Origin of the sequence: uncultured Clostridium sp., assembly GCF_947072515.1 — a bacterium.
In the GTDB taxonomy this organism is placed as follows: Bacteria; Bacillota; Clostridia; order Clostridiales; family Clostridiaceae; genus Clostridium.
This window is the reverse complement of sequence record NZ_CAMTIG010000003.1, coordinates 63,283-87,797: the sequence shown is the minus strand read 5'-3', so window position 1 is coordinate 87,797 and position 24,515 is coordinate 63,283. Positions and strand designations below refer to the sequence as shown.

Genomic DNA, 24,515 nt, shown 5'->3' with positions numbered 1-24,515 from the left:
CTCAAAAATATTTATAGATTAAATCCATAAATATTCTTATAAGGAGAAACTCTTATGAATAAAACAGAAAAATGTACTATGGCTAAGGATATAATTCATTCTTTATACAATTGTTTTGCTAAAGCAAAAAATAATGACTTAGATGATGTTCAAAAAGTTTTATTAAAAGCTTATAAAGAACTTGATTCTTCTAATATCACTGGTCTTTCATTATATATAGAACGAATAGTAAAATATCTTTATTGGACTGCTTTTACTAAAAAAATTCATCTTACATCTGAACAAGAAAACTTGATAATCCAATTGAACGATATCGTAAATCATGGTGGATTAAATGGTCTTTATTTTAACTTTTGGAACAAAAAACCTTTCTAATCATTTATATAACTTTTAATTAAATCATATACTTTTTTTAATGTTATAAGGAGGCACTTTTATGAATAAAAAAGAACAATGTACTATGGCTAAAGATATAATTCATTCTTTATATAATTGTTTTGCTGAAACAAAAAATAATGACTTAGATAATGCTCAAAAAGTTTTATTGAAAGCTTATAAAAAATTAGACTCCTCTAATATTAGTGGGCTTTCATTATATATAGAACGAATAGTAAAATATCTTTATTGGACTACTTTTAATAATAAAATTCATCTTACACTTCAACAAGAAGATTTAATACGCCAATTAAGTGATATTGGAAAACGTACTGGATTAAATGGTGCCTATTCAGGTTTTAGAAATGAATCACAATTTTAATTACTAATATAATAATTGTATTCTTTTCTCCATCTTTTACGTAAAAGCTCCTCATTCTTTATTGAACAAGGAGCTTTTTATTATATATTTTAAAAAGGTTTTGGGCTAATCTAATTTTTTAGTATCTATCCAGCTCATCATTTCTCTAAGTTCTTTTCCAACTGTTTCAATTTGATGTTCTTTTTCAATTCTTCTCATTGCATTAAAATGTGGTCTTCCTACTGCATTTTCAGTAAGCCAATTTCGTGCAAATGTTCCATTTTGAATTTCTGACAATACTTTTTTCATTTCTTTTTTAGTTTCTTCTGTTACTATTCTATTTCCAACTACGTAATCTCCATATTCTGCTGTATCTGAAATTGAATATCTCATCATTTCCATACCACCTTGATATAAAAGATCAACTATAAGTTTCATTTCATGTAAGCATTCAAAATATGCATTTTCTGGTGCATATCCCCCTTCTACTAAAGTTTCAAACCCAGCTTTTATAAGGGCTGTACATCCTCCACATAAAACTGCTTGCTCTCCAAAAAGATCTGTTTCTGTTTCATCTTTAAATGTAGTTTCTAAAACTCCTGCTCTTGCTCCTCCTATTCCATTAGAGTAAGCTAGTGCTAAGTTTTTAGCATCTCCTGTTGCATCTTGATATACTGCAATTAAACATGGAACACCTGAACCTTCTGTATAAGTTCTTCTTACCATATGTCCTGGCCCTTTAGGTGCTACCATAAATACATCTACATCTACTGGTGGCACTATTTGCGTATAATGAATATTAAATCCATGCGCAAATACTAAAGCATTTCCTGCCTCTAAATTTGGTGCAATTTCATCTCTATATAATTTTGCTTGTTTTTCATCTGGAATTAAAATCATAATTATATCTGCCGATTTTACTGCATTAGCTACTGTAGCTACCTCTAGACCTGCATCTTTTACTCTATTCCAAGATTTACTTCCCTCATACAATCCAACTACTACCTCTACTCCACTTTCATGTAAGTTTAATGCATGTGCATGTCCTTGGCTTCCATAACCAATTACTGCTACCTTCTTTCCATTTAATAGTTCTAAATTTGTATCCTTTTCATAAAACATTTTTGCCATCTTTATTCCCCCTCTTTATTTCTCCATATCCTCTTCACTTATTATTTGATTAATTGGTGCACCAGGTGCAACCATTGGAAATACTTTTTTATCACTATCTATCATATAATCTATTATTACTGGTCCATCTGTATTTATAGCTTTAACTAATATACTTTCTAATTGTTCCCTTTCAGTAACTCTAAATCCTTTTCCTCCAAATGCCTCTGCAAGTTTAACAATATCTGTTTTTCTATTTAATGTAGTTTGAGAGTATCTTCTATCATAAAATAAATTTTGCCATTGTCTTACCATTCCTAAAACACTATTATTCATTACTACAACTATTATTGGCATATTATGAGTTACTGCTGTTGCAAATTCATTACAGTTCATGGCAAAGCTTCCATCACCAGCTATATTTATTATTTTTTTATTAGGTTTAGCCATAGAGGCTCCGATAGATGCCCCAAGTCCAAATCCCATAGTACCAAGTCCACCTGATGATATAAAACTTCTCTCTTCTCTAAATTTAAAATATTGAGCTGCCCACATTTGATGCTGTCCTACTTCAGTTGCTAAAATTATCTCTCCATTATTTACTTTATTTAAAGTTTCAAAAAAGAATTCTGGCGTTAAACTATCTCCTTCAACTCTTTCTTTTAATAATTTATAATCATTTATTGTCTTATTCCATTCTTTATGCCTTACTTCTCTTAATTTAGGAAGTAATCTTATTAAAATTTCTTTTAAATCTCCCACTATACATGCATCTGATTTAATATTTTTATTTATTTCAGCTCTATCTATATCTATATGAATTATTTTTGCATCTTTTATATTTTCTTGATTAGTTATAACTCTATCTGAAAATCTTGCTCCTAAGGCTACTATTAGGTCACTCTTAGTTACCCCTAAATTTGATGCTTTTGTTCCATGCATTCCTATCATTCCTGTGCATAAATAATGCTCGCTATTTATAGCACTTTTCCCCATTAATGATGTACAAATTGGAGCATCTATTTTTTCTACTAATTCTTTTAGTTCTAAGTTTGCTCCAGCTGATACAACTCCTCCACCTGCATAAATAAATGGTTTTTTACTTTCATTTATCATTTCAGCTACTTTATTTAAATCTTCTTCTAGAATTTCAATTTCTTTTATTTCAATAGAAATCTCCTCTCTATTTTTATAAATTGCTTTTGCTGCTGTTATATCCTTTGGAATATCAATTAAAACTGGTCCTGGTCTTCCTGTTCTAGCTATATAGAATGCTTCTTTAATTATCTTTTGAAGTTGAGTTACATCTTTAACTATATAATTATGTTTTGTTACTGGCATAGTAATCCCTTGAATATCAACTTCTTGAAAACTATCTTTTCCTAGAAGGTCTTTCGGAACATTACCAGTTATAGCTACTAAAGGTATAGAATCCATATATGCTGTTGCTATTCCAGTGACTAAATTTGTTGCTCCTGGTCCTGATGTTGCAAGACATACTCCAACATTACCAGTTGCTCTTGCATATCCATCTGCTGCATGCGCTGCATTTTGTTCATGGCAAGTCAAAATATGATTTATTTTTTCTTTATATATATAAAGTGAATCATAAATATTTAATACCGATCCACCTGGATATCCAAAAATAACATCAACACCTTCATCAATTAATGCTTTTACTAATATCTCTGCACCTGTTAATAACATATATCCCCCTCCTTTAATTTTAAAATTCTCAATTTATATTTTACTTATATATTGCTCCCATACTTGCTGAACTAACTAATTTAGCATATCTTCCTAAATATCCTTCTTTAATTTTTGGTTCTGGCATTATTAAATTTTTTCTTCTAGTTTCTAAAATTTCTTCTGAAACTAACAAATCTAATTTCCCTTCTAAAATATTAATAGAAATTATATCCCCATTTTCTATTAATCCTATATTTCCACCTTCTGCTGCTTCTGGAGAAACATGTCCTATCGCTGCACCTCTAGTTGCTCCACTAAATCTGCCATCAGTTATTAATGCAACTGATTTATCAAGTCCCATTCCTACAATTGCTGATGTTGGTAAAAGCATTTCTCTCATTCCAGGTCCACCTTTTGGCCCTTCATATCTTATAACAACAACATCTCCTGCTTCTATTTTTCCATTTCTTATTCCATCTATAGCCTCTTCTTCTGAATTGAAAACTTTTGCTTTGCCTTCATGCTTCATCATTTCAGATACTACTGCTGATTTTTTAACTACTGCTCCATCTATAGCAATATTTCCTCTTAAAACTCGGATTCCACCAGTATTACTATGAGGCTCTTCTATTGTCTTTATAACCTTATGATCTTTAACTTCTACACTTTCAATATTCTCGCCTTGAGTTTTCCCAGTTACAGTAATACATTTTAAATTTAATAAACTCTTTTTAGATAATTCTTTCATTACTCCTTGTATTCCACCTGCCCAATACAAATCCTCAATATGTGTATCAGAAGCTGGTGCAAGTTTACATAAATTTGGTGTTTTACTTGAAATTTCATCTATTATATCTAAATTCATTTCTACATTTGCTTCATTTGATATTGCAGTTAAATGTAAAACAGAATTTGTTGAACATCCAAGTGCCATATCAACTGTTAATGCATTTTTTATTGCATCCTTTATTACTATATCTCTAGGTTTAATATTTTCTTTTAATAACTTCATTACAGCTTTTCCTGCATCTTTTGCAAGTCTTATTCTCTCTGAATACACAGCTGGTACAGTTCCATTCCCAGGAAGTCCTAGTCCTAATGCCTCTGTTAAACAATTCATCGAATTTGCTGTGAACATTCCTGAACATGAACCACATGTAGGACATGCATTATCCTCCATTTCACGAAAATCTTCTTTTGATAACTTTCCTGTTTCAAAAGTTCCTACCGCTTCAAACATTGTAGATAAAGAAATATTTTTGCCCTTTACTTTGCCTGAAAGCATTGGTCCTCCACTTACAAAAATTGAAGGTATATTCATTCTTAATGCTCCCATAATCATTCCAGGAACTATCTTATCGCAATTTGGAATAAATACTAATGCATCAAACCCATGTGCATTTACCATACACTCTATTGAATCTGCTATAAGTTCTCTTGTTGCTAGGGAGTATTTCATTCCCACATGGCCCATTGCAATCCCATCACAAACTCCTATTGTCGGAAACACCAATGGTGTTCCTCCATTTGCAAGAACTCCTTTTTTAACAGCCTCTACTATAGTATTTAAATGAATATGTCCTGGAATAATATCATTTTGTGCTGAAACTATCCCTATAAGCGGTTTATCTATTTCATCTTGTGTTAAACCTGCTGCCTTAAATAAAGATCTGTGAGGTGCTTTACTTGCTCCCTTTTTTACCATATCACTTCTCATATTTATCCCTCCATTAGTTCTTTAATCACCAAATTCCCCATTTCTTTAGTTTTAACTAAAGTCATTCCCTTACTAATAATATCGGCTGTTCTATATCCTTTTTCTAAAACTTTAGTTACTGCATTCTCTATAGCTTTTCCTTCTGTTTCTAATCCCAAAGTATATCTAAGCATCATACTAGTTGATAAAATTGTAGCTAATGGATTTGCTATTCCCTTTCCTGCAATATCTGGTGCACTTCCATGTATAGGCTCATACAGCCCAAAACTATTTTCTCCAAGTGATGCTGAAGGTAGCATTCCTATAGATCCAGTTATCATACTCCCTTCATCAGATAAAATATCTCCAAACATATTGTCAGTTAAAATAACATCAAATTGTTTTGGATTTCTAATTAATTGCATTGCCCCATTATCTATATACAAATGATTTACAGTAATTTCTGGATATTCCAAAGCTACTTCTTCAACTACTTTTCTCCAAAGTCTTGATGAATCTAAAACATTTGCTTTATCTATACTAGTTACTTTTTTATCTCTTTTCATTGCTGATTCAAAAGCTAACTTTGCTATTCTCTTAATTTCTACTTCATTATATTTTAATGTATCATAAGCTTCTCTTATTCCATTTATCTCTTCTGTAGCTCTTTCTCCAAAATATATCCCACCAGTTAATTCTCTAACTACTAAAATATCTATTCCTTCTTCGATTATTGAATTCTTTAATGGTGAAGCCTCCTTAAGTGTTTTATGCAAAATTATAGGTCTTAAATTACAATATAAATTTAATCCTTCTCTCAATCCTAGAATAGCTTGTTCCGGCCTTACTTTAGCTGTAGGATTGTCCCATTTTACTCCACCTATAGCTCCCATAATTACTCCATCACTTTTTCTGCATTCTTCTAAAGTAGCTTCTGGAAGAGGTACACCTTCTGTATCTATTGCACAACCTCCAGCTTGAAGAATTTTATATTTAAACTTATGCCTAAACTTTTCTCCAATTTTATCTAATACTTTCAAGCTTTCATTAATTACTTCGGGTCCTATTCCATCACCTGGTATTACTGCTATTTTATACTCCATTTACCTCCCCTCCTTTTTTCTTATATATTCCACAAGTCCTCCACTATTTATGATTTCTTGCATGAATTTTGGAAAAGCTTCCCCTTTATATTGCTCATTTCTAGTTATATTTTTTATTACTCCTGTACTAAAATCTACTTCCACTACATCTTTATCTTTAATATTTCTTGTAGCTTCATCACATTCTAATATAGGTAACCCAATATTTATTGCATTTCTATAAAATATCCTTGCAAATGTAGATGCTACAACACAACTTACTCCAGAAGCTTTTATTGCAATTGGTGCATGCTCTCTAGAGGAACCACATCCAAAGTTTTTATCAGCAACTATAATATCGCCATCTTTTACTTCTTTAATAAAATTTGTATCTATATCTTCCATACAATGCTTTGCAAGTTCTGAATGATTTGATGTATTTAAATATCTTGCTGGAATAATTACATCTGTATCAATGTTATTTCCATATTTAAAAACTCTCCCTTTTGCTTTCATAAAACCTACCCCCCTATATCTTTTCTGGATTAAATATTTTACCTTTAATAGCTGAAGCTGCTGCCACAGCTGGACTTGCTAAATATATTTCTGATTTAATATGTCCCATTCTTCCCACAAAATTTCTATTGGTTGTTGAAACACACCTTTCACCTTTAGCTAAAATCCCCATATGACCACCTAAACAGGGTCCACAAGTTGGAGTAGAAACTATTGCTCCCGCTTCTATTAAATCTTCAATTATGCCTTCCCTTATTGCATCTAAATATATCTTTTGAGTGCCTGGAAATACAATACATCTAACATTTTTATCAACTTTATTTCCTTTTAATATTTCTCTTGCAACTCTTAAATCTGAAATTCTTCCATTAGTACAAGATCCTATTACAACTTGATCTATATCAATCTCATCAACTTCATCAATAGTTCTTGTATTATCAGGTAAATGTGGAAACGAAACTGTAGGTCTTATATTACTTAAATCTATTTCATATACTTTCTCATATTCGGCATCTTCATCTGCTTCATATATAGTCCATTCTCTCTTTGTATGCTCCTTTAAATATTCAATAGTGTTTTCATCAACTTTAAATATCCCATTCTTTCCACCAGCTTCTATAGCCATATTTGCCATAGTAAATCTATCATCCATAGAAAGATTTTTTACTCCTTCTCCAATAAACTCCATAGATTTATATAATGCTCCATCTACACCTATCACTCCAATAATATGAAGAATTATATCTTTCCCAGATACCCATTTACTCGGTTTTCCTTTAAGAATAAAATTAATAGCTTTTGGAACCTTAAACCAACATTTTCCTATTGCCATTCCTGCTGCCATATCAGTTGAACCAATTCCTGTAGAAAAAGCTCCAAGTGCACCATAGGTACAAGTATGCGAATCTGCTCCAATAATTACATCTCCAGCAACTGCAAGCCCTTTTTCAGGAATTAAACAATGCTCTATTCCCATTTGTCCTATTTCAAAATAATTTTTTATATCTTTTTCTCTTGAAAATTCTTTTATACATTTGCACTGTTCTGCTGCTTTTATATCTTTATTTGGTGCAAAATGATCTGGAACTATTGCTATTTTCTCCTTATCAAAAACTTTTCTTACACCAAATTTATTAAACTCATTTATTGCAACTGGCGTTGTAATGTCATTTCCTAAAACTAAATCCAAACTAACTTCAATAAGTTGTCCGTCTTTAACAAAGTCTAAATTTGCATGTTTAGCTAATATCTTTTGTGTCATAGTCATTCCCATACATAATCCCCCCTTATTTCTTATAACTTAAATTCTAAAATTATCTCTTTTAGTTATAGTTGTATCTCCTCTCTCTATAGCTGTAATTCCCGTTCTCACAACTTCTTCTATTCCATACTCTTCTACTAAATTAATCAATGCCTCTATTTTACTTTCATCCCCTGTTAGCTCTATTGTTAATGTATCTTTTGAAACATCTATTATCTTACTTCTAAATATCTTAACAACCTCATTTATAGCTCCTCTATTTTCTGGTGTTGCCTTCACTTTTATTAATACAAGTTCTCTATACACAGATGTTTCTGGTCTTAAATTTTCAACACTTATTATCTCTTCTAACTTACTTAATTGCTTCTCAAATTGTTCTAATATATTATCGTCTCCATTTAAACAAATAGTCATTCTTGATATATTAGGATTTTCAGTTTGCCCAACTGATAAACTATCAATATTGTATCCTCTTCTTGAAAATAATCCTGCTACCCTACTTAAAACTCCTGAAGAATTCTTTACTAATACAGCTAATACATGTCTTTTCATAATATGCCTCCCTTCACTTCTTTTTCTACTAATCTATATAAAAAAACCACTTTTTGATTTACTCATAAAAGTGGAAATTAAACACTTACTTTTTACAAAACTCTTTTTATCTTTCGTTAATTTTACTACTCCTCTTTCCAACTGTCAATTATTGGAAATATTTTTTACAAATATAAAAATTTGTCCTTCTGTGCTATATATTTTATTATCATTCATTCAATTTTTAATTTATTTATCCTATTATTTTTTTAAAACCTAATAAAAAAATTGACTTAAAAATTTTTTAATTTTCTAAGCCAATTACTTGATCATCATATTTAATTTTAAATACTCTTTTTTATTTACTAAAATCACATTTTTCTATAATTCTAATCCTCATATATTTTATTATGATTTTTCACTCCTAAATATTTTTCTTCTTTTCTATTTCTATAATATTTATATATTTCTCCATCACTCATTTTTTCTAATTGGTTTATAATATTATTTTTATCTACTATTTTAATATTATTTTCTTTTGCCCACTCTACTAATATCCTTAATTTATCTCTTAATTCATCTGATGCAAACCTTTTAATTTCTCCAGTAATTGTTTTTATCTCTATTTCTAAGGTAAATAGAATCTTTCCAAAGACATCATCTTTTTTTTCCTCACTCCCATAATCCCATTTTGGAAAAATTGCAGCCCCTCTATTTCTATAAACAATTCCAATATCTATTTTTATCTCTTTTATTGCTTCACATAATATTTCTTCAAATATTTTTCCTTTTTTCTTTGTAAGAAAATTTATATTATATTGTTCTATTCCCTTTTCACTTAACTCTATTAAAAACACTGCATCGCTGTCCCATCTAATATTTCTCGCAAATTTTTCCTCACCTTTTAAAATAAGTACTTTTAATGCTACATTTTTCTCTGCTTCTTTCATTCTCTCTTTAACTTGTTCACTTAAAGTTTGCTCTTTTAAATTCTCTCTGTATTTTTCTAAATGATTATTTAAATTTTTTTCTTCTCTCTTTAACTTCAAATTAATCACTATTCCTATTATTATAAGAATTCCAACAATAATTAAAATATTAATATACATCTTCTTCACCTACATTCCTAATTCTCTTTTAAATTCATCAACAAAACTTCGTGATACAATTAATTTTTCTTTATTTTCTAAATTTAAAATTAATCTTTTATTTATTTTAGGTTTTATTCCTCTAACATACATTAAATTTACTATCATACTTTTAGATATTCTTATAAATCCTTTATTTTTAAGCATTTCAACTATCATATATAATCTTTCTTTTATTTCATATACTTTATCTTCTGTATATAAGAAAGTTTTTTTATCTACACTTTCTAAATAATATATTTCACTTATATTTATCAATCTTATACAACCGGCTCTACGCCCTTTAATCTGCGCTATACTAGTATCCAGCAGCTTAATAATATTCTTAACTTCATCAGTTACTTTATTACATCTAATAATTACTTCTATCTCATCAACCGCTTGCCTCTCATCTACTATTATCTTCATCTCTTTTCTCCCTTTAACTAGTTCTTTATCCCTTATCTATCGATTTAAAAATATTTTCATTAATAGTTATAACTACAATTTTATTATATTTCTCTTTCCTTCTAAAATGAACCAATCATAACTAACATGCATCTTTTTATTTCCCAAATGCATATAAATCCTTTCTACAATCAAAAAAGGAACTACATATTGCAATTCCTTTTTATTTTATATATTAAATTAAGCCTTTTTTTCTTTTTCTTACATAATTTTGTGCTAGGAAGAATCCTATTATTCCAAAGATTAATGGACCTGATACTATCCATATTCCTTGTTGATAATTATGTTCTAAGAATGGTTGTATAATTGAGAATACAATCGAAAATACTAGTGCTATGAGAGTTATACAACCTACGATAACACCCCATTTTTTATTAAAGAATTCATATTCTTTCTTTATATCATCATTTAACTTGAATTTTATATATGCAAATACTATAAATGCCCATGGTATTGCTGTTGTTATAGTAACCATAAATGTTAAGTTATTATATACTGTATTTGCAACATTTCCACCGAATCCAATTAGAAGCATAGCTCCAATAATAATAGCCGCTTGTACATATAATGCATTTGCTGTAATTCCATGTTTATTCTTTTTAAGGAAGAATTTTGGTAACATTCCTTCTGGAATTCCTTCAAATACTTGCTTAATTGGATAGAATAACATTAATGGTAAGTTAAGCATAGCTATAAATCCAACCCATGTTGTAATTCTATTAACCCATTCTCCTAAAGCTAATGAAGCTGCTGGAGACATTCCAATTTCTCTACCTAACATATAGAACTGTTGTTGTACCATATAAATTGCATAATTAAATAAATTTACATTTGGATCACTAAAAGCTGACTTCCAATTTATTGCCATTCCTGAAATAAGAACTATAGCCACATATAAAACTGCTATTATAATACCTGATAAAATCATTGCTCTTGGAACATTCTTTTTTGGTTTATCAACTTTATCTATAAGTCCACCACTAGCTTCCATTCCACCTAGAATAAAGATAGCAAATACTAAGAATGCAAGTGCTGCAATTGGAGTATCATAGGCTTTATTAGGTCCCATAAATAAAGAAGAAATTCCGTGATAATCTAAAGGTTGTGCAAAATGTGCCCCATTTAAGAAAAATACTAAAAGTCCTCCTCCTAAAATTATTATGTGCATAAGAATAGTAACAAGCATTGAAATATTAGTTAATTTCGCGATTGCTTTAATACCTCTTCTGCAGAAAAATACTATAACTAAAAACCAAATAACACCTATAATTGCTGTAGTTCCTGTATTACTTAACCCAAATAATCTCCAAGTTTCAGATTCATCTTTACCAAAAATCATTGTTGAAAAAGTGATACAAATAGAACTTGTACTAAACCACCAAATAACTGCTGAAATATACCAAAGGAATACACCAACTGTACTAAATCTTAACCCTACTGAGTTTTTCATCCATGAGAAAATTCCACCTTTTTCTTGGTGAAATGCCGAACTCATTTCCGATACTATAAAAGTATATGGAATAAAGAATACTACAACACCAATAATTATATAAGTTATCGCCGCATATCCCATTTGGTAATAAACTTGTTGTCCGTTTGCTAATCCATAGCATGTCATAAATATCATAGCTACGAATGACCAGAATCCAACTTTTGCAACCTTGGTTTGCTTATTATCCTCTCCTATTAAGTTTTCTTGTATTTCTTCTGCGTACTCGCCTTTATTTAAGCTAGCATCCTTCATTGTTTTCACCCTTTCTTCTTTAGTTTATATCCTAACGAATATTAATCCTTAATATTTTTTTTTCGTTCAGAAACATCTTAATAAGATAATATCTTTTTTATGCATTTTTCTCAACATTTCAAAAATTAACTTTTTATTAAATAGGTGTTTAAAATAATTTTATTTCAAGTTAATATACTATTTTTTAATGCTTTCACTAAAAAAACCTATTCATTTTATCAAAATTCTAATTATTTTTAATAATATTCCATCTTTTTTTGATTATTTGGCATTTTCGTGTCTTCACTTTTTTTTAACATTTTAATGAAAGTATTATTTTATTTTCTTTCATTTTTCAATAGAATTTTTCTATTTTTATTTTTTATACGCATACAAAATGCAACATTTGTGTTTTTCTTCTGCATTTAATATTTTTCCGAATAACCCATGAAAAACTCTTTCATTCTATTCTTTTTTATTTAATCATTCCTATACCTTTACATAAAAAAAGAACTTAGCAGAAGATTTATCTTTTACTAAGTTCTTTTTTCGTATTTTAATATATAAAAGGAATCAGCTTCTTGACCTTAATACAATATTGTAAAAATTCATCTCCAAATCTTTCTTTAAGAGCCCTTTCTTCTACTTTAATTCTATATGAATAACATACTATTAATAATATAAAACTCCATATAATTGAGTTTACACATCTAAATGAAATCGCTATTCCCATAAGACTAACTATACTTCCAGTATAAGCTGGATTACGAACATATTTATATATTCCACTCGTTATTAACTTTTGCTTACTTGATATATTAACTTCCAATGTGAAATTTTTTCTTAATGTCCCCACCGCAATAGCTCTGACTATAATGCCTAGTATCATCAATAATATTCCTATTATATAACTTTCATAAGGCAATTTAATTTTAGGAAATATGAAACTACCTTTTAAGAAATATGTATTAATCCATATGCTTCCCATAAATCCCACTACAACCACATATACTGTTCCTTTATCTCTATTTTCTCTATTTTTTGGTGAGTACGTTATTATAAAAATTAATATTTCTAAAAGAAATATTCCTCCTAATGCAATATTAAATATATTAAATTGCCATACTTCTTTAAATGTATTAATTGGAATACCAATTATAGATGTCATAGGTGTCGATAACAGTTTTTCCATTTTAGATTCCTTCTTTCTATTTTTTATATTTCTATAATCAAATATTTTAAAAGAAATCTAAAGCATTTCTTATGCAACTTTTAGTTGCATCCTGTGGTTGCGTCCTTTTAATGCATTATAATACCTAGAATTAAAATTAATCCAATTATCACTAACCATCCTATAGTTTTTATTTTCACCAACTCCGGATTAGTGTGTCTATATTTAAAATCCTTTTTATAATATAAAAAGCCTTTTTTTATTATACTTAAATCTTTTTCTTTTATCTCACTGTTTATTACTTCACCCTTCTTCTCTTCACCTTTTAATAGTTCATCTAAAGATACATCATAAATTTCACTCATTTGAATAATATAATTAATATCCGGTGTGCTTTTTCCTAATTCCCACTTAGAAATAGACTGCCTTGAAATATTAAGCTTTTTAGCTAAGTCCTCTTGTGAATATCCGCTTCTCTCTCTAAAATACCTTAATCGCTCTGCAATACTCATTTTTTTCTCCTCTATTTTTGCTAGCGTTAAAATTTTCTACTCTATTTCTTCTATATATGGTATCACTCTTACTTCTACATTTGGTGCTTCTGATAATACTTTACTTATTGTTGAACCTCTAAATAATGTTTGCATTTTACTTCTTCTACTGTGTCCTAGTATTATCTGTGTAATACCCTCTTCTTTTGCAAAGTCTACAATAGCCCTTGAAACTGATTTGCTTTGTCTCTCTACTATTATTGCATCTAAATTCTTGGCTAATACCTTATGTGACTCTAAAGTTTTATCTGTTTCCTTATACTCTCTCTTAGCAACTACATTTGTACAATCTACTATCAGAACATATAGATTACATTTATATCTTCTTGCAACTCTATACGCATGTCTTATAAGTTTAGAACTATTTGGATTTGAACTTATACAAACTAATACTTTTTCATTTATATTTATATGATCCTTAAACTCTCTATTTCTCTTTAATATTGTTAAATCATCATCAATTTCGTTCGCTGCTTCTCTTAATGCAAGTTCTCTTAATGCTATAAGATTACTTTTCACAAAGAAGTTTTCTAATGATCTTTGAATATTCTCTTTTTTGTATATAAGTCCGTTTTTAAGTCTTTTAATTAACATTTCTGGTGGTAAATCTATAACCATAATGTCATCTGCTATTTGAAGCATTCTGTCTGGTACAGTTTCTCTTACTTTGATTCCTGTAATTTCTTGTACCATATCATTTAGACTTTCTATATGTTGTATATTAACTGTGGTCATAACATTTATTCCACTATCTAATATTTCTAATACATCTTCATATCTTTTTTTATTTTTTGAGCCTGGTACATTTGTATGAGCTAACTCATCTACAATAACCCATTTAGGTTTTCTTGTAATTATATTTTCTACACTCATCTCTTCTAAGTCTATACTCTTATATTTTATTTGCTTTCTTTTAATTACCTCTAATGCCCCAATCTTTTCTCTAGTTTCAAGTCTCCCATGATCTTCTACATATCCTATAACTATATCCTTACCTGATTCTAGCATCTTGTTTCCTTCTTCAAGCATTCTATAAGTTTTTCCTACTCCTGGCGAATATCCAAGATAAACTTTAAATATTCCTTTGTTTGGTTTTTTATTTTGTTTGTCTCTATGAAATTCTTCTATTCTATAGTTTGTAACTTTACTGTCCATCTTTATTTTCCTTTCTTTTCATATATCTTAATTATATTATCTTACATTTTCTATATAAAAAAAGCAGCCCTAAGGACTGCCTTTTTTTTATTTTATATAGTTTCCTGCTTTAGCAACCTTTAAGTTAAGTTCTAATACATTTATTAAAGTTTCTCCTGATGGTGAATGTGCTTCTTCACTTTCTTTAATAAAGCTATTTAACTGTTCTTTGCTTATTCCTGTATTTTTAGCTACTCTATCAATTTGAACTTGTGCTCCTTGAAGAGTTATATCTGGATCTAATCCTGATGCTGATTGTGTAAATAATTCTGCTGGTAAATCTTTTGGATTTACTCCTGGGTTTTCTTTTATAAACTTATCTACTTCAGCTTTAACTCTAACTTGTAGTTCTTTAGATGATGGTGCTAATACATTTGTTCCTGATTCAGGTACTATTTTTTCATTCTTTTGAGTCGTATCATAATTTATATCTGATGGTCTACCATGGAAATATCTTGGATCATTATTAAAGTCTTGACCTATATATTTAGAACCTACAGCTTTACCATTTATATAAATTAAACTTCCATTTGCATCTTTATTAGCTGCCACTTGACCTATTCCAGTTAAAACTAAGGGATAGATTAGTCCACAGACAATTGCAAAAAATATTGTTATTTTTATACCTATTTTTATATGCTTCATATCTATCCTCCTACATTATTCCTAACATTCTTAAAAGTGGTGTTATTATCATATCAATTATTTTGATACCTATAAATGGAGTAATAACTCCACCCACACCAAATATTAAAACATTTCTAAGAAGTAATCTTTCTGCTTTCATTGGTCTATATTTTACACCTTTCATTGCGATTGGTATAAGTATTGGAATAATTATTGCATTAAATATTAATGCTGAAAGTATTGCTGATGCAGGTGATGATAAATGCATTACGTTTAATACTTTCATTTGTGGAATTGCAGTAATAAATATTGCTGGAATTACTGCAAAATATTTTGCTATATCATTTGCAATACTAAATGTTGTTAAAGCTCCTCTAGTAATTAAAAGTTGTTTACCTATTTCAACTACTTCTAAAATCTTAGTTGGGTTAGAATCTAGGTCAACCATGTTTGCAGCTTCTTTAGCTGAAGTTGTTCCTGTATTCATTGCTATACCAACATCTGCTTGTGCAAGAGCTGGAGCATCGTTTGTACCGTCTCCTGTCATTGCAACTATTTTACCTTGATCTTGTTCTTTCTTTATAACAGCTATTTTATCTTCTGGTTTACATTCTGCTACGAAATCATCTACACCAGCTTCTCTAGCTATTGTTTCTGCTGTTAATGGGTTATCTCCTGTACACATTACAGTTCTTATTCCCATTTCTCTAAGTCTCTCAAATCTTTCTACAAGACCTGGTTTAACTGTATCTTTTAAATAAATAACTCCGTATACTTTATTATCAACACAAACTGTTAAAGGAGTTCCTCCAAGTTTTGATACTTCATCAACTTTTCCATCTAAGTCTGCTGGAATATTTCCACCTAAGTTTTCAACAAAAGACTTAATTGCTGAACTAGCACCTTTTCTTATTCTAGTTCCATCTTTTAAGTTTACTCCACTCATTTTTGTTTGTGCTTGGAATTCTACAAACTCCATATCCGGATAATTTTTTATATCATCAGTTATTCCTAACTTTTCTGCTAAATCAACTACTGATTTTCCTTCTGGTGTTGTATCTAAAAGAGAAGTAATAAGTGCTTGCTTTATTAAATCTTCTTTTTTTACATCTCCAACAGGTAAAAAGTCAGCTGCAAGTCTGTTACCAAATGTAATTGTTCCTGTTTTATCAAGAATCATTACATCTACATCACCACAAGATTCAACTGCTTTACCTGACATGGCAATCATATTAAATCTTGTAACTCTATCCATACCAGCAATTCCAATTGCTGATAATAAACCACCAATTGTTGTTGGTATTAAACAAACAAGTAATGCAACTAAAGTTGCTATTGATATTTGAACATTTAAGTATCCTGCTAAAGGATATAATGTAACAATTACTACTAAGAATATAATAGTTAATGATAATAAAAGTGTACTAAGTGCAATTTCATTTGGAGTTTTCTTTCTTTCTGCTCCTTCAACAAGTTTAATCATCTTGTCTAAGAAAGATTCCCCTGGAGTAACTGTTATCTCAACTTTAACCCAGTCTGAAACTACTCTTGTTCCTCCTGTTACAGATGCGAAGTCTCCACCTGACTCTTTAACTACTGGTGCTGATTCTCCTGTAATAGCACTTTCATCAACTGAAGCTATACCTTCTATAACTTCACCATCATTTGGAACTAAATCTCCAGCTTCTATTAAGATTATATCTCCTTTTTGAAGCTCATCTGCATTTACTATTTTATAACTACCATCATCATTAAGTAATTTTGCTTTTGTATTTTGTTTAGTTTGCTTTAATGTACTTGCTTGAGCTTTACCTCTTCCTTCTGCAATAGCTTCTGCAAAGTTTGCAAAAAGTATAGTAATAAATAATATTATTGCCACTATAAAGTTATATACTCTTACATCGCCACTAACTGTTGTATGCCCAAAAATATTAGGGAATATAGCTAGTAATAAAACTAACACTGTTCCAATTTCAACTAAAAACATTATTGGATTTTTTATCATATGTTTAGGATTAAGCTTTACAAATGAATCTTTAAAAGCTTTCCCAACGATATCCTTACTTAAAAGTTTCTTTTTCTCTTGTTCTTTTTCGCTCACAATCTTCACCTCACTAAGCTAGAAATCTTAGGTGCTCTGTTATCGGTCCAAGTCCCAATACTGGAAGGAATGTTAATGCTCCAATAACTAAAATTATTACAATTAACATTACACCAAAAATAACATTATCTGTTCTGAAAGTACCTACAGTTTTTGGAACTGCTTTTTTGTTTGCTAATGAAACAGCCGCTCCTAAAAGAAGTAATATTGGTGCGAATCTTCCAATTAACATAATTACACCAGTTATTATATTAAAGAAGGCATTATTATTCATATATCCGCCCATTAATGAACCGTTATTAGCACTTGCGCTTGTAAATTCATAAAGAACTTGAGTAAATCCATGGAATCCACTATGAACACCTGCTGTTGCTGCAAATCCACCAAGTAAAGTAATAACAGTAGAGAATAATACTAAAATTGGATGAATTAATATTGCAACTGCAATAAGTTTAATTTCTTTTGCTTCAACTTTTTTACCAAAGAACTCTGGTGTTCTACCAACCATAAGTCCACAGATAAATGCTGTTAAAAGTACATACATTATAATATTTAAGAAACCAACTCCATCTCCTCCGAATAATGTATTTAACATCATTCCCCATAGAGTTGCGAAAATAAACATTGGATTCATAGCATTTAATGCTACATTTGTACTTCCTGTTGTAAATGTTGTTGTTATTGTACTAAATAAGGACGTTCCAAGATTTCCAAACCTTAGTTCCTGACCTTCTGAGCCACTCATTGCTTTTGATAACCCCATGTGCTGTAATATTGCATTTCCTTTTGTGATTGAACAATACATAATAGCAAATGATACAGCTACTAAAACAAGTAAAGCAACTATTATAACAATAGCTTGTTTTTTATTTTTTACAGTGTCCCCAAACGCTACTATAAATGATCCTGGAATTATTGTCATAGAAATCATTTCTATATAGTTAGTTATAATAGATGGGTTTGAGAATGGATGTGCAGAGTTAGCTGCAAAGAATCCTCCACCGTTTGTTCCTAAGTGTTTAATAGCTTCTAAAGATGCTATCGGTCCAAGCATTATGCTTTGGAAGCTACCTGTTATAGTCTTATAATCAACTATTCCTTTAAGACTTTGTGGTACTCCACAGAATATTAATATTATTCCTATTACTATAGAAAATGGAATTAATAATCTTGTTAAAAATCTTGTAAAATCAACATAAAAATTTCCTAAAGTTTTTTCTTTTCCTGCAACAGTTCTGATAAATCCAGCAGCTATAGCACAACCTGTAGCAGCAGATGTAAACATTAAAAATGTTATCACTAACATTTGTGTAAAGTTTGATACTGCACTAGCTCCAGCATAATGTTGTAAGTCTGTATTTGTCACAAATGATGCAGCTGTATTAAACGCTAAAGAAAAACTAAAATTCTTTGCATGACTTGCCGAATTAAATATTGGAATTAACCCTTGAATCTTTAGAATAATGAATCCTAATAAAAACATAAAAAAGTTACTTATTAAAAGTGCTTTTGCATATTCTTTAAAAGACATACTCTCTTTCCTAATTCCACAAACTTTATATATGCAATTGTCTATCTTGTCAAAAAAACCATTTGTCTTATAATTTCTAAAATTAATTATATTAGAAATATATTTTCCGACTATGGCTATTAAAACTAAGAAAACAATTAAAAATAAAATTAATTGTACTCCTACCACTTTATATTCCTCCTAAAGTTAAAATTTATCTGGATTAAATAACGCATAAAATAAATATCCAAATATCAATATAATGATAATTCCTAGTAATATCATACTTTAATCCTCCACTCTATATGTGTCTATTATTTACAATTTACTTTACTCTACTTATTAAAATTATATATATATTACCCTAACTTTCCACAGTTTATTTATTACATTTCCTTGAATTAATTGTTTTATATTTCCATGCATATGCTTGACTATTTTTTATTTGAATTTGAATAAATATAAATCATTTTATTCAATTTTAAATATATTTGCATAAAAAAATCAGATTTTTTATTTATCTTTTGCAAGTTTTATTAACTTTATTGCAATTGTTTATTTTCCTTCATTACCCAAACTAGTTAATTTAATTAATAAATAGTGACCTTTTTGAATTAAATATACTCAAATTTATATCTTGTTAACTATTTAGCCTCAACTTTAAACCTTTACTATATTTTTTAAAAAATTTAGCTATTTTTGAATAATATTGAGATATTTTATTTTTTTAAAGTTTTACACTTTACTTCTTTTATAATTATTCATTTTTTCTATATTTATTCATACAAGTTTCTCTTTGAATAAATATAAGAAAAAGCTTATACTTACTAATATAGAATATAAATTAATCTAACTCAAGGGGGCTTATATGCGAAAAAAAGATATTCTTGAATTAAAAAAACGTTATAAAAAAGAGCAATGTACTTTCACTAAAATGTGTGGATGTTACGTAAATGGAGAAAAAAATATTCTTTTTAATTTTAGAGAAACTTTCTTAAATTTAGAAGATGATGAGTATTTCAAATATTTAGAAATAGCTAAAAAGATTCTTTCCGGAAGTATTGGAAATAATATCTTAGAATTAAACTTTCCACTTAACGAGGACTTTGTTAATGAGAAACAGCTTTCTCTTACTCAATTAAAAAAGAGTGCTTTAAAAGATGATAGTCTTCTAGAAAATTTTTATACTTCAATTATTGAAAACTATGATTATACTGGAAATTTTCTGATTCTTCTTTTCCATGATGCATATGATGTTATTACAAAAACTAAGGACAACCTAAAATTAGATGAATCTGATGAGGTTTATGAATATATTTTATGTGCAATATGTCCTGTTTCTTTATCTAAACCAGGACTTAGATGTTTTGAAGAAGAAAACAAAATAAAAGCACGTATTAGAGATTGGGTGGTTGATTTGCCTACAAATGGCTTTATATTCCCAGCTTTTATCGATCGTAGTGCTGATGTAAACTCTTTAATGTATTACACTAAGAATCCAAAAGAACATCATCCTGAGTTAATGGAGAATGCTCTAGGATGTTCTCCTAAGCAAACAGCAACTATTCAAAAAGAAAACTTTAAGTTTATCATTAAAGATACAATGGGTGCTGATGAAGAAAAGGCTGATGAAATATTTATGGATATTCAAGAGACTTTAAATAACACTATAGAAGAACATAATGCTATTTATGATGATCCTGAAGCAGAACCAATGATATTAACAGATAAAAATATCCAAGAAGTTTTAATTAATAGTGGTATTCCTGAAGAAATAACTACTAAAATAGAGGAATCTTATTTAGAAAACTTTAGTGAAGAACCTCCACTTGCTGAAAACTTAGTTGACATAAAACTTATTAAGATTAATGAGCAAAGAAAAAAAGAGGAACGTCTTGAAAAACAAGTTCAACTTCTACAAGAAGAACTAGAAGAAGCAAAGGGCGAAATTGCACTAACTTCTGATTCAGAAAAAGACCTTGAAAATGAATCTTCTAATTATGATGTAGTTCTTCACGTAAAACCTAAAAAACTACCTCAAATAAAATCTCAAATTATTGATGGACAAAAATGTATTATTATCCCCATTAATGATGATGAACAAACTACAATTAATGGACAAGAGGATTTAATATAATAAATACTAAAAAACTTAGCTATAATTATTATAAATCTTTTCAAAAGTAAACACAGCAGGATTTAATCTCTCCTGCTGTGTTTATTTTTAAACTTATATAATTAATATAACATTTATTTTATATAATGCTCCACATTAACTACTTATAATACAATATATGATTGCATTATATTACTATACATATTTTATAGTTATCCCCGAAAGCTTTGAAATTCCTGTTAATCTTAGAACAGATTTTTTCTCTACATTTATATACTTGCCTTCTTCATTTACACCACTCAATATATTAGTTATTCCATTTACTATTTGCCATTCTTTTGGAACGTAAAGCTCAACTCCTGCACATAAAGAGTTTATTTCAAAACTAGCATCAGTACCTTCAATATTTGATTTATCAAAATATACCTTTATTGCCCCAAATGAACTTTCTAAATATCCATCTCTAAATTCATTTGTTACATATGTAATTGTTTCTCCCAAATGAACTTTTGCTTCAATATCATAACTTTCCTTTAATTTTACTTTTTCTTTTCTGCTAAATATATCTATCATCTTTCTATTATTCCTTTTAAAAATCATCGATAATCCTACACTTAATAACAGTGACCCTAGAAGTACTATTATTATATTTAATTTATATAACTTAAACTCTTCTTGATAGATTAAATAAGTTAACCCTATAGGAAATATAATTCCATAAAAATTTATTTTAATTAAACTTTCTATAAATATCCCTAATAATATTATTGTTACTACTATATCAAGTCCACTTCTCAAATGAAATCCTTTTATATCAGTTAAAACTAATAAAATACTAGCTATTATTAATAATAACCCCCAAAAAACACTTCTCTTTTTCATATTATATCCTCTTTTCTGATAATTTTAATTTTAAATTCTTATAATAATTCCTTGAAACATACATCTTCTTTTCTGTGTTTTTAAACTCAACTAAACTTGTTGATGTTATATTTTTAGTTATAGCATATACATGTCTTATATTTATAATTGCTGATTTTGATACCCTTACAAATTCACTAGGTAATATTTCTTCTAATTCATATAATTTATATTTTACTTTATAAATATCATCTTTTGTATGCGCATCTAAATTAGTTGTATTAGTCTCAAAGAATAAAATATTTTGTAATGATAGGTAATATTCTTTATTATTTTTAAAAAATTCTAATGATGCATATTTGTTTACTCTATCTAGAAGTAGATTTTGAATATCTTTTATTTCATTATTAAAATCCTTACATCTAATAATAATTTCATTATCATCTATCTGATTATTAATCTCTATTTTTATTCTCATTCAATCACGCTCCACTCTACTTATTATATGTTTCTTATAGTCATTGTAAATATTTTTTGCATAAGTGGTAATATTCTATCTCTAAGTCGTTAAAAAATCACATTAAAACTAACTTTTATTTTAAACTCAAAATCGACTTTTACTTTTTAATTTTTCAATTTCATGTTTTCTTTTTAAATTGCAATAATTACAAGCTATAAAAGCTCTCTTTTTGCACAAACTATTATAAAGGAGATGATATTTATGAAAAAGAAAACTTCAGCCCAAAATGCTGATACAACTAAATCAATCAATAGCTATGCAAAAGAAAATAATCTTACTTCTGTCATATCTTATAGCTATGATGTAGAAAATCCATTATTAACAGAAGAAAATAAACATCTTTATGGAAATAACTCTAACCTTCACACAAAGGAATATGTTCCTGCTAAAGATGAAAATATTAAAAATCAAAAATAAATAACTATAATGTTTAGTTATTACTACATACTATTTAACTAAAAAAACTACTAAAAATAAATTACTTATTTTTAGTAGTTTTTATAATTTCTATTTACATTTTGCTAATATCATATCTGCTAAGTTATGTGCTAGTTTATCAATTTCTTCTTGATTTTCACCCTCTAACATAACTCTTACTAACGGTTCAGTACCTGAAGGTCTTATAAGCACTCTTCCTTTACCATCCATAAGTTTTTCCATTCTTTCTATTTCAGCTTTAATTTCTGCATCCGTTAAATAAATATCTTTTTTATCATTTGGAACTGTTGCATTTACTAAAACTTGTGGTAATTCTCTCATTATTGATGCTAATTCATTTAATGTTTTACCACTTTTCTTAACTACTGATGCTACTTGAAGGGCTGTTACAAGTCCATCTCCTGTAGTATTGTTTTCTAATAGTATAATATGCCCTGATTGCTCTCCACCTAAAGAATATTTTCCTTTAACCATTTCTTCAAGAACATATCTATCTCCAACTTTAGTTTTTAATACATTTATTCCTAAGTTTTTACAAGCTATATCAAGTCCTAAGTTACTCATAACTGTAACTACTAGAGTATCATCTTTTAATCTTCCTATTTCTTTTAAGTATTTTGCACATATTGCTAAAATAAAGTCTCCATTTATTAAGTTTCCTTTATTATCAACTGCTAAACATCTATCTGCATCTCCATCAAATGCAAATCCCATATCGCATCCTTTTCTAACTACATAATCCATAAGTTCTTCTGGATGAGTTGAACCACATTTTTCATTTATATTAGTTCCATCTGGATTATCATTTATTACAAATACTTCTGCTCCTAAGTCTCTAAATGCTTGAACTGCTGCTGCATAAGCTGCTCCATTTGCACAATCTAAAGCTACTTTAACTCCATCTAATTTAAATGGTGTAGTATTTTTTGCAAATTCTATATAGTCTTCTAAAGCTGATGCTTCTTTTCTTTTTCTTCCTACTTGTGCTCCTACTGGATTTGGAACTCCTTCAAAATCACTTTCTATTACACTTTGGATTTGATCTTCTAATTCATCAGATAGCTTATATCCATTTCCATTAAAGAATTTAATTCCATTGTATTCAACAGGGTTATGTGATGCTGAAATCATAACTCCTGCATCTGCTCCATATTCTCTTGCTAAATGTGCAACTGCTGGTGTTGGAATTACTCCTAATATAATTGCTTCTGCACCTACTGATAATATTCCTGCTACTAAAGCTGATTCAAGCATATCTCCTGATATTCTTGTATCTTTTCCAACTATAATTTTAGGTTTGTGTGCACCTTCTGTTAAAACATACGCACCTGCTCTCCCTAAATTATATGCTAATCTAGCTGTAAGTTCAGAGTTTGCTATTCCTCTAACACCATCTGTTCCAAATATTCTACTCATAGTTCTACCTCTTTCTTAAAAATTACTTATAAATTAAGTCTGTTTCATAATATATAGTATATAATTTTCTC

Annotated in this window: 24 protein-coding genes; 4 read left to right on the top strand and 20 right to left on the bottom strand. The window is 28.9% G+C overall.

The annotated features are described in order from the left end of the window. Nucleotides 1–54 precede the first annotated feature (54 nt). The gene (locus Q0W06_RS02205) at nt 55–375 is read left to right on the top strand and encodes a bacteriocin immunity protein (RefSeq protein ID WP_297630789.1); all 321 of its coding nucleotides are present in this window, start codon (nt 55–57) and stop codon (nt 373–375) included. Between the two features lie 61 nt (nt 376–436). Continuing rightward, nucleotides 437–757: a bacteriocin immunity protein gene (locus tag Q0W06_RS02200; protein ID WP_297630786.1), complete on the top strand. Its 321-nt coding sequence runs from the start codon at nt 437–439 to the stop codon at nt 755–757. A 105-nt stretch (nt 758–862) separates the two neighbouring features. Here the strand turns inward: Q0W06_RS02200 and ilvC are convergent, their stop codons facing one another. The 17 genes from ilvC to kdpF all read right to left on the bottom strand — a co-directional run bounded on the left by ilvC (nt 863) and on the right by kdpF (nt 19,378). Further along, on the bottom strand, nt 863–1,867 hold the full coding sequence (ilvC, locus tag Q0W06_RS02195) for a ketol-acid reductoisomerase (protein ID WP_297630783.1): 1,005 nt from the start codon (nt 1,865–1,867) through the stop codon (nt 863–865). A 15-nt stretch (nt 1,868–1,882) separates the two neighbouring features. After that, the gene (gene ilvB, locus Q0W06_RS02190) at nt 1,883–3,553 is read right to left on the bottom strand and encodes a biosynthetic-type acetolactate synthase large subunit (protein ID WP_297630780.1); all 1,671 of its coding nucleotides are present in this window, start codon (nt 3,551–3,553) and stop codon (nt 1,883–1,885) included. Between the two features lie 40 nt (nt 3,554–3,593). Then, on the bottom strand, nt 3,594–5,252 hold the full coding sequence (gene ilvD, locus Q0W06_RS02185) for a dihydroxy-acid dehydratase (RefSeq protein ID WP_297630778.1): 1,659 nt from the start codon (nt 5,250–5,252) through the stop codon (nt 3,594–3,596). 2 nt (nt 5,253–5,254) lie between these two features. Beyond that, complete coding sequence (gene leuB / locus Q0W06_RS02180; protein ID WP_297630775.1) at nt 5,255–6,334, bottom strand: 3-isopropylmalate dehydrogenase; 1,080 nt, start codon at nt 6,332–6,334, stop codon at nt 5,255–5,257. Next, nucleotides 6,335–6,829, bottom strand: a complete 495-nt coding sequence (leuD, locus tag Q0W06_RS02175; protein ID WP_297630772.1) for a 3-isopropylmalate dehydratase small subunit — start codon at nt 6,827–6,829, stop codon at nt 6,335–6,337. It lies immediately after the preceding gene. 13 nt (nt 6,830–6,842) lie between these two features. Then, a complete protein-coding gene (gene leuC / locus Q0W06_RS02170; protein WP_297630770.1) occupies nt 6,843–8,102 on the bottom strand; it encodes a 3-isopropylmalate dehydratase large subunit in 1,260 nt (419 codons plus the stop codon). Between the two features lie 27 nt (nt 8,103–8,129). Further along, complete coding sequence (ilvN, locus tag Q0W06_RS02165; RefSeq protein WP_297630767.1) at nt 8,130–8,642, bottom strand: acetolactate synthase small subunit; 513 nt, start codon at nt 8,640–8,642, stop codon at nt 8,130–8,132. Nucleotides 8,643–9,010: 368 nt separating this feature from the next. After that, nucleotides 9,011–9,730 (bottom strand): hypothetical protein, encoded by a 720-nt coding sequence (locus tag Q0W06_RS02160; RefSeq protein ID WP_297630764.1) that lies wholly within the window; start codon nt 9,728–9,730, stop codon nt 9,011–9,013. Nucleotides 9,731–9,739: 9 nt separating this feature from the next. Next, entirely contained in the window at nt 9,740–10,177 is a 438-nt protein-coding gene (locus Q0W06_RS02155) for a LytTR family DNA-binding domain-containing protein (protein WP_297630762.1), read from the bottom strand. 214 nt (nt 10,178–10,391) lie between these two features. Beyond that, the gene (gene yjeM, locus Q0W06_RS02150; protein ID WP_297630759.1) at nt 10,392–11,960 is read right to left on the bottom strand and encodes a glutamate/gamma-aminobutyrate family transporter YjeM; all 1,569 of its coding nucleotides are present in this window, start codon (nt 11,958–11,960) and stop codon (nt 10,392–10,394) included. A 535-nt stretch (nt 11,961–12,495) separates the two neighbouring features. After that, nucleotides 12,496–13,131, bottom strand: coding sequence for an isoprenylcysteine carboxylmethyltransferase family protein (locus Q0W06_RS02145; RefSeq protein WP_297630756.1), 636 nt, complete (start codon nt 13,129–13,131; stop codon nt 12,496–12,498). A 107-nt stretch (nt 13,132–13,238) separates the two neighbouring features. After that, nucleotides 13,239–13,622 carry a helix-turn-helix transcriptional regulator gene (locus tag Q0W06_RS02140; protein WP_297630753.1) on the bottom strand — a complete coding sequence of 128 codons (384 nt, stop codon included), beginning with the start codon at nt 13,620–13,622 and terminating at the stop codon, nt 13,239–13,241. 36 nt (nt 13,623–13,658) lie between these two features. Next, on the bottom strand, nt 13,659–14,816 hold the full coding sequence (locus Q0W06_RS02135; RefSeq protein WP_297630750.1) for a universal stress protein: 1,158 nt from the start codon (nt 14,814–14,816) through the stop codon (nt 13,659–13,661). Nucleotides 14,817–14,903: 87 nt separating this feature from the next. Beyond that, on the bottom strand, nt 14,904–15,500 hold the full coding sequence (locus Q0W06_RS02130) for a potassium-transporting ATPase subunit C (RefSeq protein WP_297630748.1): 597 nt from the start codon (nt 15,498–15,500) through the stop codon (nt 14,904–14,906). A gap of 10 nt (nt 15,501–15,510) precedes the next feature. After that, entirely contained in the window at nt 15,511–17,583 is a 2,073-nt protein-coding gene (gene kdpB / locus Q0W06_RS02125) for a potassium-transporting ATPase subunit KdpB (RefSeq protein ID WP_297630745.1), read from the bottom strand. 13 nt (nt 17,584–17,596) lie between these two features. Beyond that, a complete protein-coding gene (gene kdpA / locus Q0W06_RS02120) occupies nt 17,597–19,282 on the bottom strand; it encodes a potassium-transporting ATPase subunit KdpA (RefSeq protein ID WP_297630742.1) in 1,686 nt (561 codons plus the stop codon). An 18-nt stretch (nt 19,283–19,300) separates the two neighbouring features. Further along, a complete protein-coding gene (gene kdpF / locus Q0W06_RS19630) occupies nt 19,301–19,378 on the bottom strand; it encodes a K(+)-transporting ATPase subunit F (protein ID WP_366516746.1) in 78 nt (25 codons plus the stop codon). Between the two features lie 583 nt (nt 19,379–19,961). On the opposite strand from kdpF, the gene Q0W06_RS02115 reads away from it, so the two are divergent. Next, nucleotides 19,962–21,230, top strand: coding sequence for a DUF4317 domain-containing protein (locus tag Q0W06_RS02115; protein ID WP_297630739.1), 1,269 nt, complete (start codon nt 19,962–19,964; stop codon nt 21,228–21,230). A 174-nt stretch (nt 21,231–21,404) separates the two neighbouring features. Here Q0W06_RS02115 and Q0W06_RS02110 read toward each other — a convergent pair whose 3' ends face one another. Next, entirely contained in the window at nt 21,405–22,091 is a 687-nt protein-coding gene (locus tag Q0W06_RS02110) for a hypothetical protein (RefSeq protein WP_297630736.1), read from the bottom strand. Between the two features lies 1 nt (nt 22,092). Next, entirely contained in the window at nt 22,093–22,548 is a 456-nt protein-coding gene (locus tag Q0W06_RS02105) for a LytTR family DNA-binding domain-containing protein (RefSeq protein ID WP_297630734.1), read from the bottom strand. Between the two features lie 243 nt (nt 22,549–22,791). Here Q0W06_RS02105 and Q0W06_RS02100 point away from each other — a divergent pair, with 243 nt between their 5' ends. Further along, entirely contained in the window at nt 22,792–23,007 is a 216-nt protein-coding gene (locus tag Q0W06_RS02100) for a hypothetical protein (protein ID WP_297630732.1), read from the top strand. Between the two features lie 90 nt (nt 23,008–23,097). Here Q0W06_RS02100 and glmM read toward each other — a convergent pair whose 3' ends face one another. Next, nucleotides 23,098–24,444, bottom strand: coding sequence for a phosphoglucosamine mutase (gene glmM / locus Q0W06_RS02095; RefSeq protein ID WP_297630729.1), 1,347 nt, complete (start codon nt 24,442–24,444; stop codon nt 23,098–23,100). Nucleotides 24,445–24,515 lie beyond the last annotated feature (71 nt).

Excerpts from the sequence above, each read along its gene's own strand:
- Q0W06_RS02205 (WP_297630789.1), top strand. The coding sequence starts at position 55 with ATGAATAAAACAGAAAAATGTACTATGGCTAAGGATATAATTCATTCT.
- Q0W06_RS02200 (WP_297630786.1), top strand. The coding sequence starts at position 437 with ATGAATAAAAAAGAACAATGTACTATGGCTAAAGATATAATTCATTCT.
- ilvC (WP_297630783.1), bottom strand. The coding sequence starts at position 1,867 with ATGGCAAAAATGTTTTATGAAAAGGATACAAATTTAGAACTATTAAAT.
- ilvB (WP_297630780.1), bottom strand. The coding sequence starts at position 3,553 with ATGTTATTAACAGGTGCAGAGATATTAGTAAAAGCATTAATTGATGAA.
- ilvD (WP_297630778.1), bottom strand. The coding sequence starts at position 5,252 with ATGAGAAGTGATATGGTAAAAAAGGGAGCAAGTAAAGCACCTCACAGA.
- leuB (WP_297630775.1), bottom strand. The coding sequence starts at position 6,334 with ATGGAGTATAAAATAGCAGTAATACCAGGTGATGGAATAGGACCCGAA.
- leuD (WP_297630772.1), bottom strand. The coding sequence starts at position 6,829 with ATGAAAGCAAAAGGGAGAGTTTTTAAATATGGAAATAACATTGATACA.
- leuC (WP_297630770.1), bottom strand. The coding sequence starts at position 8,102 with ATGGGAATGACTATGACACAAAAGATATTAGCTAAACATGCAAATTTA.
- ilvN (WP_297630767.1), bottom strand. The coding sequence starts at position 8,642 with ATGAAAAGACATGTATTAGCTGTATTAGTAAAGAATTCTTCAGGAGTT.
- Q0W06_RS02160 (WP_297630764.1), bottom strand. The coding sequence starts at position 9,730 with ATGTATATTAATATTTTAATTATTGTTGGAATTCTTATAATAATAGGA.
- Q0W06_RS02155 (WP_297630762.1), bottom strand. The coding sequence starts at position 10,177 with ATGAAGATAATAGTAGATGAGAGGCAAGCGGTTGATGAGATAGAAGTA.
- yjeM (WP_297630759.1), bottom strand. The coding sequence starts at position 11,960 with ATGAAGGATGCTAGCTTAAATAAAGGCGAGTACGCAGAAGAAATACAA.
- Q0W06_RS02145 (WP_297630756.1), bottom strand. The coding sequence starts at position 13,131 with ATGGAAAAACTGTTATCGACACCTATGACATCTATAATTGGTATTCCA.
- Q0W06_RS02140 (WP_297630753.1), bottom strand. The coding sequence starts at position 13,622 with ATGAGTATTGCAGAGCGATTAAGGTATTTTAGAGAGAGAAGCGGATAT.
- Q0W06_RS02135 (WP_297630750.1), bottom strand. The coding sequence starts at position 14,816 with ATGGACAGTAAAGTTACAAACTATAGAATAGAAGAATTTCATAGAGAC.
- Q0W06_RS02130 (WP_297630748.1), bottom strand. The coding sequence starts at position 15,500 with ATGAAGCATATAAAAATAGGTATAAAAATAACAATATTTTTTGCAATT.
- kdpF (WP_366516746.1), bottom strand. The coding sequence starts at position 19,378 with ATGATATTACTAGGAATTATCATTATATTGATATTTGGATATTTATTT.
- Q0W06_RS02115 (WP_297630739.1), top strand. The coding sequence starts at position 19,962 with ATGCGAAAAAAAGATATTCTTGAATTAAAAAAACGTTATAAAAAAGAG.
- Q0W06_RS02110 (WP_297630736.1), bottom strand. The coding sequence starts at position 22,091 with ATGAAAAAGAGAAGTGTTTTTTGGGGGTTATTATTAATAATAGCTAGT.
- Q0W06_RS02105 (WP_297630734.1), bottom strand. The coding sequence starts at position 22,548 with ATGAGAATAAAAATAGAGATTAATAATCAGATAGATGATAATGAAATT.
- Q0W06_RS02100 (WP_297630732.1), top strand. The coding sequence starts at position 22,792 with ATGAAAAAGAAAACTTCAGCCCAAAATGCTGATACAACTAAATCAATC.
- glmM (WP_297630729.1), bottom strand. The coding sequence starts at position 24,444 with ATGAGTAGAATATTTGGAACAGATGGTGTTAGAGGAATAGCAAACTCT.